This is a genomic window from Pseudomonas sp. YeP6b, from assembly GCF_025642995.1.
Lineage (GTDB): Bacteria > Pseudomonadota > Gammaproteobacteria > Pseudomonadales > Pseudomonadaceae > Aquipseudomonas.
In genome coordinates this window covers 4,620,944-4,637,161 of the sequence record NZ_CP080090.1, presented here as the reverse complement: position 1 = coordinate 4,637,161, position 16,218 = coordinate 4,620,944, and the positions used below count along the sequence as shown (strand labels likewise).

Below are 16,218 nucleotides of genomic sequence, written 5' to 3'. Positions count from 1 at the left end.
GAAAGCCGGTTACCATTCAACTCTACGCACTGAGTGCTTTTGCCCCATTTTCGCGCATGCCACTGCGCTTTCAAGTCGCCAAGCCGCCTATTTCGCGGCCCGGTACCAACGGCCCGTATCTTGCTAGTGCCTTCCCAATCAATGACATGGCATTTTGCTTCTAGTCATATCCAGGTTGTTTGGGGGAGTGGGTCGGCCATGCACAGTCTTTTATCACCGGGTATCCGCCTGCTTGGCCGTTTCGGTTTTGCGCGCAAGTTCCAGATCCTGTTTTTCCTGTTCATGCTGCCCCTGGCCGGGAGCCTGTGGCTGATCGGCCAGGACTATCGCGACAAATTAGCGGTGATTTCCAGCGAGCAGTCCGGCGTTCACCAACTGTTGGCCTTGGACACGCTGGATGGCCAATTGACGGCGCAGCGCAACCAGGCGGCGCGCTGGAAAGCGCTGGATATCCTGCACACCCCAACCGCTGCGGCCCAAGCGGCGATGGACAAGGTCGATGCCGGCAGCCCAATCATCGTGCACAGCCTGCAAGCCCTGGGCGATGCGCTCAAGACCCAGAACGCCAGCGCCGACACCTTGGCGCGTTTTGAAGCATTGCAGGCGACGGTCAAGGGCATGGACACCCAGTCACTGCGCACGGTGGGTTGGTGGCCGGACGGTTACGACCGCTTCACCGCCGCCTTGACCGCCATGCAAACCCTGCGCGAGCAGATCACCCAGGACGCTGGGCTGATCCTCGACCCGTGGCTGGAAACCTACTTGTTGATGCAGATCTCCACCCAGCACACGCCGGACCTGATCGAGCGCATCGGCCGCACGGCCAGCGTTGGGCAGTCGTCGATTGCGTCGGGCCAGTTCACTTTGCAAAGTCGTTTGCAGATGCGCGACCTGCGCGGCCGTATCGGCGATGCGCGGGAGCAGTTGGTCAAGGCCGCCGCTTCGCTCAAAGCCAAGCAGTACCCCGGAATTGAACCGTGGGCGGCGCAATACGACACCAGCCTGCAATTGCTCGACAGTGAACTCAAAACCCTGGACGACGGCGTATTTGGCGGCACCATCAAGCTCGACACCACAGCGTTTGATCGCAGTGTCGACAGCATCCTCGGGGCGTTGGGCGCGTTGCGCAGCCAGTCGCTGCATTCGCTGGACGAGCGCTTGAGTTATTACCGCGACCGCTCACTTAAACAGTTTATTCCGGTGGTGGCGACGTTCAGCCTGCTGGCGCTCGCGGCACTGTACTTGTTCATCTGCCTGCAAGCCTCGATCCGCCGCAGTGCCAGTGGCATCACCACGCTTGCCGAGTCCCTGCGCGACGGCAACCTGTGCGTCGAAGTGGCGGTGGAAGGCCGCGATGAACTCGCGGCGATCAGCACGGCACTCAACGTCGCCGTGGTGCAGTTGCGCACCAGCTTGTTGGGCGTTAACCACGAGACCCAGCAGCTCGGCTCGGCGGTGCACACCCTCAACGCGCAATCGGGCAGCACCCTGACCGAAGTCGAAGACCAGCAATACCAAATCAGCCAGATTGCCGCCGCCGCCACGCAACTGGCCGCCACTTCGATGGGCGTCGCCAAAAGCTGTGAGCAGGCCTCGGGCAGTGCGCAGCAAACCCGGCGCATCGCCGAAGACAGCAGCCGTGACAGCCAGCGCACCACGGCGAGTATTCAGCAACTCAACCAGCGCCTGACCGACACCGCCAATGCCCTGGAGCAAGTGAGCCAGCAAGGGCAGCAGATTCAGTCGGTGGTCGACACCATTCGCGGCATTGCCGAACAGACCAACCTGCTGGCGCTCAACGCCGCCATCGAAGCCGCCCGCGCAGGCGAGCAGGGCCGTGGGTTTGCTGTGGTCGCGGACGAAGTGCGCAGCCTGTCGCAACGCACCCAGGCCTCCACGGCGCAAATCGCCAGCACGGTGGACAGCCTGCGTGCGACGGTCAGCCAGGCGGTCACGCTGATGGGCGCCGCGTGTGACCAGGCGCTGACCGATGCCGAGTCCGTCACCGGCCTGGGCACACGCCTGGGCGAGATTGCCGGCGCGGTGCAAAACGTCACCGACACCCTGGCGCAGATTGCGGCGGCGGTGGAGGAACAGGCGACGACGGCGGATGAGGTCAGCGGCAATATCCAGCAGGTCGATCAGGCCGCAGGGCGCTTGCTCGACGGCGCGCGCGCGGTGAACCAGGCGGCGGATACGTTGAGCAAAGGCAGCCGGGCATTGAGCGAAAACACTGCGCGTTTTCGGCTGGGCTGATCCATTTTCTCAGTTGAACTGCTCATACTTCCTTGGGGCGAGCGGGCATTCAAATGTGGGAGCGGGCTTGCCCGCGAAGACGTCAGCACAGCAAACATTGATGTTGACTGACCCACCGCTTTCGCGGGCAAGCCCGCTCCCACAGAGGTTGCACTACCTTTCGAAGCCAGCGGACGTTGAGTGAAAACACCGCGCGGTTGATGAACCTTCAGCCCCAACAGCGCTCACTTATCAAGTCGCCCTGTTTCGTTGCCGAAAGGAATCCGCATGCCTTCAACCCCGCCAACACCCGACCTGACCGCCCCAGTGGAACGCGAACTCAGCCTGCGCGCGGTGATTACCGGGGTCGTGCTGGGTATCCTGCTGACACCTTCCAATGTGTACGCGGGGCTCAAGATCGGCTGGTCGTTCAACATGTCGATCATTGCCTTGCTGGTCGGCTACTCCATCTGGCAAGGCCTGGCCAAGCGCAGCCCCGGGCAACTGCCGTGGACACTGCACGAAAGCAACATCAACCAAACCGTCGCCTCGGCCGCTGCCTCGATTATCTCCGGTGGGCTGGTGGCGCCGATCCCGGCCTACACCTTGTTGACCGGCAACACGCTGGACGCGCTGCCGATGATCGCCTGGGTGTTCTCGGTGAGTTTCCTCGGGATCTGGATCGCCTGGTACCTGCGGCCCTCACTGCTCAACGACAAGACGCTGAAATTTCCTGAAGGCATGGCCACCCTCGAAACCCTACTTCACATCTACAACCACGGCCGCGAAGCCGCCACGCGCTTGAAGGTGCTGCTCGGCGCTGCGTTGCTGTCCGGGTTGGTCAAGTGGGTGGATACGTTCCTGTGGGCCTTCCCGCGCTGGTCACCCACCGCGCAGTTGGAGCGCCTGACCTTTACCGCCGACCCTTCGCTGCTGTTGCTGGGGTTCGGCGGCATCATCGGCATTCGCGTAGGCCTGACCCTGCTGCTCGGCGCCTTGCTCGCGTGGGGCGGGCTGGGGCCGTGGCTGTTGGCGCAAGGCCTGGTGACCTTGCCGGCAGGCAGCAGCGGCCCGCAATTCGCCGCGCTGGTGGCGTGGTTGTTGTGGCCAGGCGTGAGCCTGATGGTGTGCTCGACGCTGGCCTCGCTGGCGATTCGTTTGTGGGCCTTGCACACGACCACCAAGGCCAGTGGCGGCCTGCCTTGGGCCGTCCCGAACGCTTGGCCTGCCGCCGGGTTTGCACTGGCGATTGTCTTGGTAGTGAGCCTGCAGTCGGTGTTGTTTGGCATCAACCTGTGGATGGCCTTGTTGACCATTCCCCTGGCGATTTGCCTGGCCGCCGTGGCCGCCCGCGTGGTGGGCGCCACTGGCATTCCGCCTATCGGCGCCATCGGGCAATTGTCCCAGTTGAGCTTCGGCATCGTCGCGCCGGGGCAGGTGCCGATCAACCTGATGAGCGCCAACACCGCCGGTGGCTCGGCCGGGCAATGCACGGATTTGATGAATGATTTCAAGGTCGGCAAGGCGATTGGCGCCACGCCGCGCAAGCAAGTGATCGCGCAGATCCTGGGGATTTTTGTTGGCAGCATCGTCGGCGTGTTTGCCTACCTGGCGTTGATACCCGATCCGCAGAGCATGCTGCTCACCGAAGAGTGGCCGGCGCCTGCGGTCGCCACCTGGAAAGCCGTGGCGCAAACCCTGACCCATGGGCTGGATTCATTGTCGATGAGCATTCGCTGGGCAATTGCTCTGGCAGGCGCGGTCGGCGTGCTGCTGGGGATTCTCGACAGCACCTTGCCCGCCCAACGCGCCCGGTACTTGCCCAGCGCCGCCGCCTTGGGCCTGGCCTTCGTGCTGCCGGCCTCGGTGTCGCTGATGATGGCCCTCGGCGCAGTGCTGACGTGGCTGGTGAGCTGCCGTTGGCCGAGTGTCACCGAGCGCTTTGCGATTACCGCCGCCGCCGGGTTGATTGCCGGGGAGAGCATCACCGGCGTCGGCGCGTCGCTGTGGGCGATGGTTGCGAATTAATCCATGGCACTCCAGCGCGACAGCGTAGTCTCTTACCTTAATACCCACTCGTGTACAGCGGAGCCCTTATGATCACCGTCCACCACCTCAACAACTCGCGTTCGCAACGCATCCTATGGCTGCTCGAAGAACTCGGCCTGCCTTACGAGATCAAGCGCTACCAGCGCGACCCGAAAACCAACCTTGCTCCGCCTGAACTCAAGGCCATCAACCCACTGGGCAAATCCCCGGTGATCGAAGACGGCGCGCTGGTGCTGATCGAATCCGCCGCAATCATCGACTACCTGATCCGCCGTCACGGCCAAGGCCGCCTGCAACCCGATCCGGCCACGGCCACCTACGACAAATACGTGCAATGGCTGCACTTCGCCGAAGGCTCGGCCATGCTGCCGCTGATGCTCAACCTCTACGTCGGGCGCCTCGGTGAAGCGGGCGCGCCGTTGCATCCGCGTATCGAATCGGAAGTGGCTAACTACCTGAGCTACCTGAACGATGTGCTGGCGGATACGCCGTACCTGATGGGTGACGAACTCAGCGGTGCGGATATCCAGCTGAGCTTCATCGGCGAAATCGCCAAGGCCCAAGGCAAGTTGCAGGCCTACCCGAACCTTGCCGCATGGGTGCAACGCTTCCAGGCGCGGCCGGCTTATCGCAAGGCGGTGGAGCAGGGCGGCGAGTACGCGTTCGCCAAATAAAAGCGCAGGCGTCCCCTCCTGCTCGCCACAAGGGGGGCGCCAGTGCTGACTAACCGACTAGCGCACCACCTCTAACGCCGTTATCTCATTCACATAATGCGATTCGCTCGACGTCAACTCCAGCGTCAGCGCCACGCCCAGGTCCTCGATAAACACGCGGGAGGTCTTATAGTCGCCCTGGTCGCACGCCAGCTTGATGGCGTCGCCGGTCAAGGCGGCAAACACCTGCCGTGCCGGGATGCGCTCACCGACCTTGCAGGTCAACGAAGTTTCGTAGGGTTTGTCGGTCGGTTGGGCAGGCACATTCAGCATCTTCATGCGTGCGCTCAGCGTTTGACCAGGGGCCCAGCTGTTCGGCAGCTTCAGTTCGACTTCGCGGGTTTGCAGCACGCGACCATCGCCTACGCCATTCATCTTCGACTTCAACTGGATCAGGTCGGCTTGCGTCAGGCGATCAACGTTGAAGGTATTGCCGTAGGCCTCGTTCTTCACCAGCAAACCACCCTCGGCCTTGAAGGTGACTGAGGTTGGAACGTCCTTGCTGCCATCGCCTTTTTTGGACAGGTAGCTGTAGTTCAGCGTCTTGAACTTCGGTTGCAGCAGGGGCGAGTCGAGGCGCTGGAGCACGTTGGCAGGCACGTCGACATCGCTGAAGTTGGTTTCGATCTGGGTGCGCGGGTAGTCGACCGGCGCGATGTCGGGACGCAACAGCGCCAGCAGCCCGGCATTCACGCCGCCTTGTACCGAGCAGCTGACACGCGATTGTGTGCCTTGCTTGCCTTGCGGCTCCACGATCAGCACCCGTTCCACCTGCCGCGTGCCCGGCGCCTTGCCCGGCTGGGGTTTGATTGCCTGCCAGCCGTTGCCGACCTTGAGCTCGCTGCGCGTGTATTCCTTGTCGCCTTTTTGCAGCGACCCGGGTTGTTCCAACAGCGGCGCGAGGCGCTGGGCAACCTCATCGACACCGCCGTCCACAATGAAGCCCCAGTAATAGTAGCGCCCCAACGGGCCGAGGTCGGCGACCTCATCGGCATACGACAACAGCTTCAAACCCGCAATGGGCGGCGCGCTGACCGGCACTTGGTCAGCCTTGCGGTCGGCGCGGTTTTTGACCGCGATCCAGGTGAAGTTCTTTTCCTGCTTGAGCGGAGCGTAGGCCTGCCAGGCGTCACGGTGCGTGTTGAGGCTGGAGAAGAAGCTCGCGTCGCAGCGTGTGAAAGCCTTGAGTGTGTCGGTCAAGGCGGCGTCGTCGGCATGGGCGAGGGACGGCAACACGGCAGCAGCCAGGAGGAGGGCGGGCAACTTCATTACGGGGGATGTCCTTATCGGAGAAAGGCGAGGCTGCATTATCCAGTAGATGGGGGGCGGCTTCTAGGAAAACACGGCAAGCCCGCTCGCCACGAAAGCAAGCCAGCTCCCACAGTTGAACAGCGTCGCGTCCCTCAACCGAGGCGCCGGCGCCAATCGCCGCCATGCTGGGCGCTGCATGCTTGCTCGGAGTCGAAGCGCACGCAGCGATCAATGTTCACCGCCGTCACCTCGGCCTCGTGCAGCGCCGCCGCAGTCAGCTCACGCATGCGTTGGTCGGCGCCAGTTGCCAGGGCGTGGTCCTGATTGGCGCGGGTATCGAACACCCAGGTCACCCGCAGGCTTTGGGGGAAGGCGGCGTAGTCGACGGTGTGGGTCAGCCAGTCGAAGCCTGGAATTTCGGCTTTGGCGGTTTCACAGGCTTCGGTGAGTGTGGCGACCAGGCGGCGTTCGAGGCGGGCGATGTCGCGTTTTGGGGAAGGCATTAAGGGGTTCCAATAAGTTAGCGCTTAATCATCTGTTTTTTGGGTGTTTTTAATAAAAGTCATAGTAAAGCGCCCATTCGCCAGTGACGACGTTCTTCCAGAACATCAAGCTCCCGCTGTCCACGACGTTGAGGTTTATTTTCGCGTCAGACGATAGCTGGAACACAAACTCAAAGCCCGCGCCCGGGTCGACGCCCGACTGGCAAAACGAAGGGTAGCCGCCGATTTTATGTTCGTAGGTATGGGTGACCAAGTCGTAATAGCTTTGAATCTCGATGTCGGCGCTCAATGCAACGCCGTTTCAGGCGAATGCGTCTTCGATAAACGCCTCCAACGCCTTCTCCTCCAGAATCTCGATAGAGAAATGCCCGAAGCGCTTGGGCAACCAGATGATGCGTTTCCCATCCGGCGACCGCAGGTCCTCAAGGGTCAACGGCTTGCCGTTTTCATCCTCCGGTTGCACCCCGGTGGCGATCAATTCGGCGTAGGCCGTTTCGATGTCCGGTGTGGTGTAGCAATGCCGGTAGATCATCCCTTCGCCGTGTGCGTCCAACAGCTCGCGCAAGTTGCCCGCCAATGGCTGAACCAGCATGAAACGCTCCTGGCCCATCAGTGCAATCGCAAAACGTACCTGCAGGCCGCCGCGATCCCAGACCTGGGTTTTGGAGATTTTGGCGTTGAGAATCTTTGCGTAGTAGGCGCACACCTCTTCGAGGTTCTCGACCAAGACGTCGACGTGGCTGAACTTCAAATCCATTGCAGGGCTCCTGGTGAGTGGCGGGTATTGCTGATGCTGCGGTGCGGGGGGGTGTGGGGTGGCAAGCCTGACAGCGTGTTTTATCAGGATGGGCCGTACTTCCCTGAGGCTGGCCCGGCTTCACCTTATACAATCATTGCGACGGATCGCAACGGCGATGTGGTGGCGCAGGGGTGGTTTGAGAATGCGGGTATTGCGTTGCACAAGATGCCGCAGGGTGAGCTTTTTGTATCGCTGATACGCAGTGCTGAGCGGTAGGGCACGCCTGTCGGGTTGGTTTTAACCGGCAGATTGAATATCTACCGCCGTGACCTCCAAAGCCCGCCTCAAGCTGATGGCTCATTCCATCACCCTGAGGACAGTGCCCATGAGCACGCCTAACACGCTTGCAGCGGTACCAACGCTTCAAGAAATACGCACTCACCTGCTTGAAATCGACCCTGGGTTGCGTACCCAAACCAAGCTTCCCGTGGTATTGCCAGCCGAACTGTTGGCGTTGGAAAAGCTCAACACCACCTTGATCACCGCCAACGACGTCCTGTTGAACCGGTCACGCAGTTTGTTCCAGGCATTGACGCAGGCAGATCTCACCCAGGCAGCCGGCCAGACGCTGCTCGCCACGCTCAAAACCGATTTGAACACACACCTGCAAGGCCTTGACGAAGCCAGCACCGTGGACGGTCTGGGCCGCAAGAGCTACATGACCTCCACGGCCGGCCTCAGCGCGCTGGAACAGCAGGCCACGCTGGATGTGCGTGACCATCTGCTGTCTCCCACCGAACAACGCATGATTGAAGATTGCTCCCGAGGCCCGACCTTTCGCCCCGGCATGTACTCGCTCAATTTCAGCTACCAGGACGCGATCGTGACATTTGCGGGGGCCTTTGTGCTCACGCGCAAATCCAGCCCTGTGGTGGATAACCTGACGTCGGGTGAGGACCTTGGCCAGGTCCTGTTATTTACCCCAAACCGAGGCCTGGAGGCTTTCGACTCTCTGGCAGAGCTCGACCAGTGTCTCAAGGCGAGCCTGGGGCTGCCGGCGGGCCACGCAGAGTTTTGCCGCTATTTGCCGGTGCGTTACCAAGCGCTGGACGTAGCGGGTATTTGGCCCCTGCAATTGCTGCCCATTGAAGGCGAGCCACTGTTCGAACACACCTACAACGCGATGCTCGACAAGCGCCGCCAGGACGTCGACCTGGCCTTGAGCCTGGTCGACAACCCGTTGCACGACGCAGCGCTGCTCAAATTGGCACTGGACAACGCGGTAAAGGCTGCGCTCCCGGATTTGTCGTTACGCCTGGCATTCAGGCAGCAACAACTGTTGGAACGAAGCTTGTACAACAGCCTGCCTGATTGGTATCGCAGCGCTGACGCGATCAGCCAGCAAACCCTGAGTGGTTTCATACAAGGTTACAACCAGGCCCGAAATACCTTTATCGACCTGCTGGGGCCTGCCGCTTCGCCCCAGGCCTTGGCGCTTTATCAGTTGACCGAGTACCTGGACGAGGAGCTGGAGATTCATGACCTGGATCTGCAAAACCTGCAAGTCACGACCCGCCGTAACGTTGCCTACGTCGGCATCTACGAGCAGCAGCGCAACCTGGCGCAGCTGAGCTATTCGGGGCTGCATACCGGTGATGAGCTGCCTGCCTCGGACTTTCTGGCCAGCACTGCCCTGACCTACGCGGGCGCACCACTGCAGGGCCGTCACGCCGAGCTGAATGCGCAAAGCCTGCTGGATATACTTCGCGAACCGGACCTGCAACCGCGCCTGGACTTTGCGGCGCTGCAAAAAGCCATGCAGCGCAAACCTGAATTCAAACAGGCTGCCCTACACCTGTTCGATCAACGCCTGGTGTTGCTTGCTTATGTCGCCAAGTTACGAGGCGACTTGAACCCGGCGAACTACCTGTTGTTCGAGGACCTGCGAGCCGGCACAAACCCGCGTTTGCGTGCGCAGACCGTGCAGCTGCATGGCGCGCAACTCAAAGACCTGTGGTTATTGCGTGAGGAGGATGCCGATGGCCAACCCCAGCGCTTGCTGTTGTGCCCCCCCGGCTCGCCACGTGAGCAACAGTTCCTTGCCTTCACGAGCGAGCGCGAATGCCAGACCCATATCATCGACTGGGCCGATGACAAAACCCGGTACAACGGCCGGACCATGAGCGACTACTTGCTTGCGCAATGCCCGCTGCGTTTTCGCCCGAAGATGGGCACGTTCCTCGCCGGGCTGGGCTTCAAGCCCGACGCGAAGGAACACGAGGAAGTGACATTCGGCCCTCTGTGCACCCATACAGTCTGCCTGGAGGCCATGGTTGTTCATTCGCAAAGCGCAGCGCTGGATGACTACGAATACAGCACCCCGCTGTGGTACCGCTCTGCCTCGGCGCCAGACCGTACCCGGTTGACCAGCCTTGGCGAGGATGCTGCGGGTGCCTTGCTCGCCTATAACAGCCGGCCGGATTCAGAAGCGAACTTCATTACCTTCAACGCCTATCTGCACGAGCAAGCCAAACTCAGCCTGAACACGCTATTGGGCCGTAGCGAGAATGATATTGACCCGGACACCGTGTACGTTTCGGCGCCTTGGCCGTTGGTGGGCGGCCTGCCGGCGCCTATGTCCTATACCCAGTTATACAGAGACGGCTACAAGGACAACGTCGGCTTCATTGACCCTAAATTCTCGACCTCGGCCACCTTCAGCGGGCCGAAAGGGCTCGACATTAGCCTCCTGACTCCGCAAAAGGTTTCCCGCGCGGTGACCGGTGTGTGGATCGGTCAGCGTTATACCGAAGAAGTTCGCGACAAGTTGCAAAGCGCAACCAGCCCCGGTTACACCGAGCGGCGCAACGCTACCCTGGCGATTAACCAACTGCAGATGAAATACGCGGCGTTGGACTGCTGCCTGCGCGGCCATATCGCCCGGGTCGACCTGACCTGGCTGGAACACGCCATCGACAGCCTTGGCGATACCACGGTTGCGACCCGCAATACCTATAAGGTCCATCGGCTGGTGATTGACGGCGAATGGGTCATCGGCAATTACCTGTTCAGCCATGCTGACAACCCGGTTCTGCTGTACACCCCCAACGCCCCCGATGGCATCGACGTGCGTGAGGCTAAGCTGTTCAACTACTGGCTGAAAAAAGTCGACGGTGTATCGGACTATCTCCATGGTCGAGTGACGGTCAAAGCCAGGACCCGGATCGGCAGTTTTCTGAAGGCTGCCCGCGATGGGTTGCCCGAGACGATAGATCGCACGACCTCAAGCCCCGCACGTCATGACCCGATAGCCCTTGTCACGCCCCTGGCAGACCTGCGACACGAGCTGTACAACATGGTCTTGCAGCGCAAAATAGATGATGTGGTTGCCACCACGGTCAACCGCACGGACATGATCATGGGGGTTCTCTGGACGTGTGTAGAGCTGGTCACGGCCATCGCCACCCTCCCATTTCCTGCCTTGAGCCTGGGCCTGGGTGGCCTGCTGGCGTTCAAGGACGCCATGCTTGCTATCAACGCCTACCACCTGGGCGACAAGGATGGCGCGCTGCAACACTTCATCGGCTACCTGGCAAACCTGGGCGGCGCGGTGGTGTTCGACGTCCGCCCGGCCTTCAAAGGCCCGTTTAACGCATTGTCGATCAGGCCGGCGCTTAAAGCGGCAAAACTGGCCACGCTGCTTAAGGCGTCCGACCCTCGCATTCCTGGGGATATGAACCCCGTGCTCTTTGACGCCAAGGCGTTCTGGGTAAAGAGCACACCGGATTCCATCGGTCGTCATCTGCTGTATCGCTACGATTCGCTTACCGGGCAAATGCATTCAACCTCGCGTCTGGTCAACCAAAATGCCGAGGGGCGTTGGGTACGTTTTGGGGAGGTGGGAGGAGGGCGCAGGAAGTATCAGGCCCTTCAGGAGGGCGCTGAGCAGCCCCTGGCCAAATACGAGATTTCATCGGTGCAAGGCAAAAATTTTAGAGTGGCACTCGACCCGGATTTCCGCAAAAGCCTCGTCGACTATCCTGACGAAGTGCTTGCGACAGGCGCACGAGTGGAGGCCTATGAGGCGTTTCAGGCGCTACGCGACAGCTATCCCAACCAAGTGAAACAGCTGGTTCAGGACGCAGACGCATTCTACGCCTCGCCGCCAGCACGCCCGACCCGCACCGGTTTGCCGGTACTGGCGCCAGATTCCAGCCCCTCCAGCGTGCTTGCCGCCCTGTTCTCCCTCAAGAAGGGGCTGATTATTGGCGCAGCCAACGCCAGCGTCGCCAGCAAGCAATTACTGATCGAAGACATTCAGGCATTGGCTGCGCAAGGGCTCAAACGCTTGTACATCGAGAACCTGCCGGCTGATGTTTTTCGCAGCAAACTTAGAATTATCAACGGGGAAGTCAAAGGCAAACTTGCGCACGCGTTGAGTACCGTCGAGGACCACCTGGCACGGGTCGACAAGGCGCTAGGCTGGGAGGCAGATGCCCCCTTTACCTTCCGCAAACTGATGCTGGAAGCGCACAAGCACAAAGTCGCCATCGAGGGTGTGGACGCGTCGAGTTCCTATCATATGGAGCATGTGTTGGCGCTCTCTGATGCACAACGATTTATCCCGCGCAGTGGCAAACTCAGAAATTTTTATTCGCACAAAGCCCTTGCGACCCAAAAAGCCGATGAAGGTTGGATCGCCCTGGTCGATCACAACCGCGTAGGGAGTGTCGACGAACTGCCGGGGCTGGGCGACTTGCAAAATGTCGTCGTCCTGCGTGTTGATGACGTTGCCCCGGGCCAGGCCGTGGGCGTCCTGCCCGATAGTTCTGCCGCCCAGCTGGCCCGGGGTGACTACAAGCTGACAATGGCAGCAGCGTCACAAACGGTGCCGACGGCCGGCCCCTCAACGGCAGTGCCGGTGCCGCTTGCCCCGTCCCACTACACGGCGTTTGATCTGCCCGCGATCCATAAACCCAACTTGGACGAAATGGTCTACTCGCAAAACGCCCTGGATACCCGATATGGCTTCACTGCCGAAAGCCCAGATGTATTGGCGTTCAGCGCTTTCAGGAGCACTCGCAATCGCTTGGATAAAACCGCCAGAGACGCATTTGCCGCTTACACCCCACCGGTACGCGCCGATTTCACCGACCTCGCCACGGCGACCACTGAAGAGGCGTTTATCGAGAAACTGTATAAACAAAAGTTGGGCCTTGTCATCGGCGAAGGCCACGCTCATCAATCGAGCAAACAGGCCCTGATCAAACACATGCAGCGGTTCAAAGCGCAGGGCGTCAAAACCCTGTACATGGAGCACCTGCTGACCGATCTGCATCAGGCCGAGTTGGACACCTTTTATAAAACGGCGAAAATGCCGAAAAACCTGCAGCGTTATCTGAGCGCACAAGATGCTGGCCATATGGGCCGTTATCGGGGTGACAACACGTATACCCATGTGGTCAAGGCCGCTAACAAGGCCGGAGTGCGCGTCCGAGCACTCGATTGCACAGCCAGTTATCACACCCGAGGTATGGAGGCGGTTCACGGCCGCTATAACGTTTTCAGCTATTTCGCCAATGAGGTGATCAAGGCTGACCAGGCTGCAGTGGGCCCCCATAAGTGGGTAGCGCTCATGGGCAGCGGCCACCTCGATAGCGTCCATGGTGTACCGGGTATCGCGCAATTGCAGGATGCGGTCAGCTTGACGGTACGCGATGTCGCCCCCAGCAACGCACGCCCGTTGCACCGGGGCGGATGGGAAATCCTCGAAGGCGGGATAGGCAGCTCCGGCAGCGTAGCCGTGCGCAGTGACTTCAAGATAGACGTCGCGATTGCCGGCAGCTCCCCACCGTTGCCCCCGGCCCAAACGGATCGCACGTGGCTGAGAAATATTGACGACTTCCTGATCGAGCGGCCGTCATTGGGCGACGCCAATGTGCTCCACCGTGCCGACAACGGAGAGATTGTTTCCACCCCCATTCAAATTGACGATAAAGGCCAGTTTTTTGTTGAGCGTTGGCCGCAGTTGAAGGATCAACGTTTCTTCATGTTTGAACACGTGAACGAGGCCCTCAAGGCACACACGCGTTTGACCGCCGCCTCTACTAAGACCCAGCCAGGCGCACGGCTGAAAAATATCGGCGACTTCCTGATTGAACGGCCTGCAGTGAACCAGGCCACGCTGATGCGTCTTTCCGAAAACCGAGAAATCATTTCTCATCCGATAAAAATGGACAATGTGGGGCAGTTCTATATTGAGAACTTTCCACGGTTGAACGAGCAACGTTACTTGTTGATGGAGGACGTGGTTCAAGCACTCAAAACCGAACTGAACATGACAGCCGTCCCCTCGACGACGTCGTTGCGCTCACGGTTGAGGGAGAGCGGCGACTTTCTGATTGAGCGGCCTTCTGTGGCGCACACTAATCTGCTCCACCGAGCCAGGACGGGGGAAATTGTCTCCACGCCTATTCAAGTTGATGTCGATGGGCGTTTGTTTATTGATCGTTGGGATGATTTGAAAACCAGACGTTTCGATACCCTTGGGCAATTGATCTTCGCCCTCAAGGCAGGAAAGGGCATGTTACCCGCCTTCTAATCGCTTGACCCACTTTGGCCCTGGCCCTGCATCTTGTGCGGGCAGGGCTTTTTAACCGTCGATGTGGCGCTGTCTGTTTGATAAGCAACTGAGGCGTTGAGCTGAAAACAGCCCGTCGATGTGCATACCGGTCTACCATGGGGGCCCGGTAGTGGTTCCACGCACTACCGACCTCTCTTCTCAAAGGTATCGCTGATGTCCATCGACCAAATCTCCCTCCCCAAAGGCGTAGGCCCTCACGCGGCCAAGCTCCTCGACGCCATCACCGGCGCCTCCACCCATGAAGAACTCAACCGCGCAGGCGGCAAAGCCGAAGGTTTTGTGTTGGGGCTGGAATCCACTAAGGCCATCAAAAGCCAGATCGCTGAGTCGCTGTATGTGGCTTACGACGACGCGGCGAGTAATCGGGCGGGTGAGTTGAAGGGTTGAGCATTAGCTAGATAGGGCGTTTTGCGGTGCAATTTGCGCGCAGGTCGTTAGACTGGGCACCTTTGATTTCTCAGGATGAGGCTGTCATGTTTAAAGTTGCTCTGGCGTCACTGCTGCTGACCTGCACCTTCTGCGCTTCGGCGGCTTCGGGTGTCGATGTGTCGAAAATTTACGGCAACATCCAGTTCGTCGATCACTATCCCGACTACAAGGTTAAGGTTGTTGACCACTACCCTGACCTCAAGGTACAGCGGGTAGATCATTACCCTGACTCAGCCGGCAAATGGAAAATGGTCGATCACTACCCGGACTACAAGATCCAGATCGTCGATCACTACCCCGACTTCACCATTCAGTACGTGGATCACTACCCTGGCGCTAATTGAAGGCAGCGCCATCAGCGCGCTGGCGCTCACACAACCCTCCAAAAAGCAAAATTGGGCGGGTGCGTTGAAGGGCTGATAATCAGCCAGGGCAGGGCGCTTCGCGGTCCAGAAGTCTGGCCGTGAGCAGTACGCCCAGTTCGCTCAGTGGGTGGATAGCCAGTGCGATGGCGCGGTGTTTGCCGCACAGGTCTTCGGACAGGTCGAGCAGTAGTGTGCTGACGCAGGTGAAGGTTTCGTAGCTGTTGGTGATCAGGGTTTCGGTGCTGGCGTCGGGGACGACGGTGAAGGGGGTGGTTGAATCCTGTGTGACGTTAACCATTGTTAAGTTCCTTGCTTGGGCTACAACCTCATCGCTACTAAACCCGATCAGCCTTGAGACGGCCACTCCAGCGCATTCCCCTGTGGGAGCGGGCTTGCCCGCGAAAGCGGTGGGTCAGTCAACATCAATGTTTGCTGGGCCGACGTCATCGCGGGCAAGTCGAGTCGTCGCACCGCGGCTCCCACATTTAATCTTCGCTGCTCTGAGCATTGCGTTCGCTTAACTGAACGGCATTAGGGCAAGCCCGCTCGCCACAATGGCTTGCGGGCCACAGATTTTCTCTGTGCACCACAAAGGGCGGCGGCGGTGCTTAAAAGGCTTGGTTTACACCCACCCCACGCATGATCGAAAACCGTGGGTCGAGCAGCTTCAACGTTTGTTCTCCCTTCAAGCGTCCCACCACCACGTGATAGGTCTTGGGCACTTCGGAAAGGTGTTCCGGGTTACGCGCCAGTTTCTCAATCGCCGGGGTTTTGGCCCACGGGGCGATGGGTTGCTGGCGGATGTCCACGGTCACCACCCAGGATTTTTCGACGGCGGCGCCCATTGGGTGAGTATTAGCGGCGGTGTTCTGGATCTTGGTGATTGCATAACCTTGGGCGTAGCAGAACCCGGATTTTTCCTGCACGTAGGCGGCGCGGCCGGGCTCGGAGAGGGTGTAGGTTTTATCGTTTTTGGCAAGCAGGCCGGCGTCGGTCAGAGCGTCGAAGGCGGGCTGGTTGGCGCTGGAGGTGCCGCTGCTGAAGCTGTCGCTCAGGGTGATGGGGAAGTTGCTGAACATGGGCGCGGTGACGCAGGAGGCTCCTTCCAGTCGGGGTTGCAGCACCGCTTGAATGTCGGTGTCGGAAGGGCTGTCGCTGCAGGCCGTGAGCAGCAAGGCGCTGGTGGTGATGAGGGCCATTTCTCTGATGCGCATCGTTTTATCCTTGACGATTGGTTGCAGGCGAGCAAATTGTATAGAAACATTGCAGTAACGAAACCCACTCCACACGT

At 59.9% G+C, this 16,218-nt stretch carries 11 protein-coding genes and 2 pseudogenes; 7 read left to right on the top strand and 6 right to left on the bottom strand.

Annotated features, from left to right (window positions below):
- Window positions 1-198: 198 nt before the first annotated feature.
- The 3 genes from KZH41_RS20830 to KZH41_RS20820 all read left to right on the top strand — a co-directional run bounded on the left by KZH41_RS20830 (window position 199) and on the right by KZH41_RS20820 (window position 4,958).
- A complete protein-coding gene (locus KZH41_RS20830) occupies window positions 199-2,256 on the top strand; it encodes a methyl-accepting chemotaxis protein (protein ID WP_094953268.1) in 2,058 nt (685 codons plus the stop codon).
- A gap of 267 nt (window positions 2,257-2,523) precedes the next feature.
- Window positions 2,524-4,263, top strand: coding sequence for an OPT family oligopeptide transporter (locus KZH41_RS20825; RefSeq protein ID WP_263273615.1), 1,740 nt, complete (start codon window positions 2,524-2,526; stop codon window positions 4,261-4,263).
- A 68-nt stretch (window positions 4,264-4,331) separates the two neighbouring features.
- A complete protein-coding gene (locus KZH41_RS20820; protein ID WP_263273614.1) occupies window positions 4,332-4,958 on the top strand; it encodes a glutathione S-transferase family protein in 627 nt (208 codons plus the stop codon).
- A 57-nt stretch (window positions 4,959-5,015) separates the two neighbouring features.
- Here KZH41_RS20820 and KZH41_RS20815 read toward each other — a convergent pair whose 3' ends face one another.
- The 4 genes and pseudogenes from KZH41_RS20815 to KZH41_RS20800 form a co-directional block, all read right to left on the bottom strand.
- The gene (locus tag KZH41_RS20815; protein WP_094952125.1) at window positions 5,016-6,266 is read right to left on the bottom strand and encodes a hypothetical protein; all 1,251 of its coding nucleotides are present in this window, start codon (window positions 6,264-6,266) and stop codon (window positions 5,016-5,018) included.
- Window positions 6,267-6,400: 134 nt separating this feature from the next.
- A complete protein-coding gene (locus KZH41_RS20810) occupies window positions 6,401-6,751 on the bottom strand; it encodes a hypothetical protein (RefSeq protein WP_094952126.1) in 351 nt (116 codons plus the stop codon).
- A 49-nt stretch (window positions 6,752-6,800) separates the two neighbouring features.
- Window positions 6,801-7,025: pseudogene (locus KZH41_RS20805) on the bottom strand (DUF1963 domain-containing protein); the annotation flags it as partial.
- Between the two features lie 27 nt (window positions 7,026-7,052).
- Window positions 7,053-7,508 (bottom strand): VOC family protein, encoded by a 456-nt coding sequence (locus KZH41_RS20800; RefSeq protein ID WP_263273613.1) that lies wholly within the window; start codon window positions 7,506-7,508, stop codon window positions 7,053-7,055.
- Window positions 7,509-7,525: 17 nt separating this feature from the next.
- Here KZH41_RS20800 and KZH41_RS20795 point away from each other — a divergent pair.
- The 4 genes and pseudogenes from KZH41_RS20795 to KZH41_RS20780 all read left to right on the top strand — a co-directional run.
- A pseudogene (locus KZH41_RS20795) lies at window positions 7,526-7,766 on the top strand (hypothetical protein); the annotation flags it as partial.
- 109 nt (window positions 7,767-7,875) lie between these two features.
- The gene (locus KZH41_RS20790) at window positions 7,876-14,091 is read left to right on the top strand and encodes a membrane-targeted effector domain-containing toxin (RefSeq protein ID WP_263273612.1); all 6,216 of its coding nucleotides are present in this window, start codon (window positions 7,876-7,878) and stop codon (window positions 14,089-14,091) included.
- 195 nt (window positions 14,092-14,286) lie between these two features.
- A complete protein-coding gene (locus tag KZH41_RS20785; protein WP_034136025.1) occupies window positions 14,287-14,520 on the top strand; it encodes a hypothetical protein in 234 nt (77 codons plus the stop codon).
- Between the two features lie 86 nt (window positions 14,521-14,606).
- On the top strand, window positions 14,607-14,906 hold the full coding sequence (locus tag KZH41_RS20780) for a hypothetical protein (RefSeq protein WP_263273611.1): 300 nt from the start codon (window positions 14,607-14,609) through the stop codon (window positions 14,904-14,906).
- A 79-nt stretch (window positions 14,907-14,985) separates the two neighbouring features.
- Here KZH41_RS20780 and KZH41_RS20775 read toward each other — a convergent pair whose 3' ends face one another.
- Complete coding sequence (locus KZH41_RS20775) at window positions 14,986-15,225, bottom strand: DUF6124 family protein (RefSeq protein ID WP_263273610.1); 240 nt, start codon at window positions 15,223-15,225, stop codon at window positions 14,986-14,988.
- Between the two features lie 310 nt (window positions 15,226-15,535).
- Window positions 15,536-16,141, bottom strand: a complete 606-nt coding sequence (locus tag KZH41_RS20770) for a hypothetical protein (protein ID WP_242151297.1) — start codon at window positions 16,139-16,141, stop codon at window positions 15,536-15,538.
- Window positions 16,142-16,218 lie beyond the last annotated feature (77 nt).

What these genes read in the sequence shown, in the direction of transcription:
- KZH41_RS20820 (WP_263273614.1), top strand. Translation starts at nt 4,332, where the DNA reads ATGATCACCGTCCACCACCTCAACAACTCGCGTTCGCAACGCATCCTA.
- KZH41_RS20770 (WP_242151297.1), bottom strand. Translation starts at nt 16,141, where the DNA reads ATGCGCATCAGAGAAATGGCCCTCATCACCACCAGCGCCTTGCTGCTC.
- KZH41_RS20785 (WP_034136025.1), top strand. Translation starts at nt 14,287, where the DNA reads ATGTCCATCGACCAAATCTCCCTCCCCAAAGGCGTAGGCCCTCACGCG.
- KZH41_RS20780 (WP_263273611.1), top strand. Translation starts at nt 14,607, where the DNA reads ATGTTTAAAGTTGCTCTGGCGTCACTGCTGCTGACCTGCACCTTCTGC.
- KZH41_RS20815 (WP_094952125.1), bottom strand. Translation starts at nt 6,266, where the DNA reads ATGAAGTTGCCCGCCCTCCTCCTGGCTGCTGCCGTGTTGCCGTCCCTC.
- KZH41_RS20810 (WP_094952126.1), bottom strand. Translation starts at nt 6,751, where the DNA reads ATGCCTTCCCCAAAACGCGACATCGCCCGCCTCGAACGCCGCCTGGTC.
- KZH41_RS20790 (WP_263273612.1), top strand. Translation starts at nt 7,876, where the DNA reads ATGAGCACGCCTAACACGCTTGCAGCGGTACCAACGCTTCAAGAAATA.
- KZH41_RS20830 (WP_094953268.1), top strand. Translation starts at nt 199, where the DNA reads ATGCACAGTCTTTTATCACCGGGTATCCGCCTGCTTGGCCGTTTCGGT.
- KZH41_RS20825 (WP_263273615.1), top strand. Translation starts at nt 2,524, where the DNA reads ATGCCTTCAACCCCGCCAACACCCGACCTGACCGCCCCAGTGGAACGC.
- KZH41_RS20775 (WP_263273610.1), bottom strand. Translation starts at nt 15,225, where the DNA reads ATGGTTAACGTCACACAGGATTCAACCACCCCCTTCACCGTCGTCCCC.
- KZH41_RS20800 (WP_263273613.1), bottom strand. Translation starts at nt 7,508, where the DNA reads ATGGATTTGAAGTTCAGCCACGTCGACGTCTTGGTCGAGAACCTCGAA.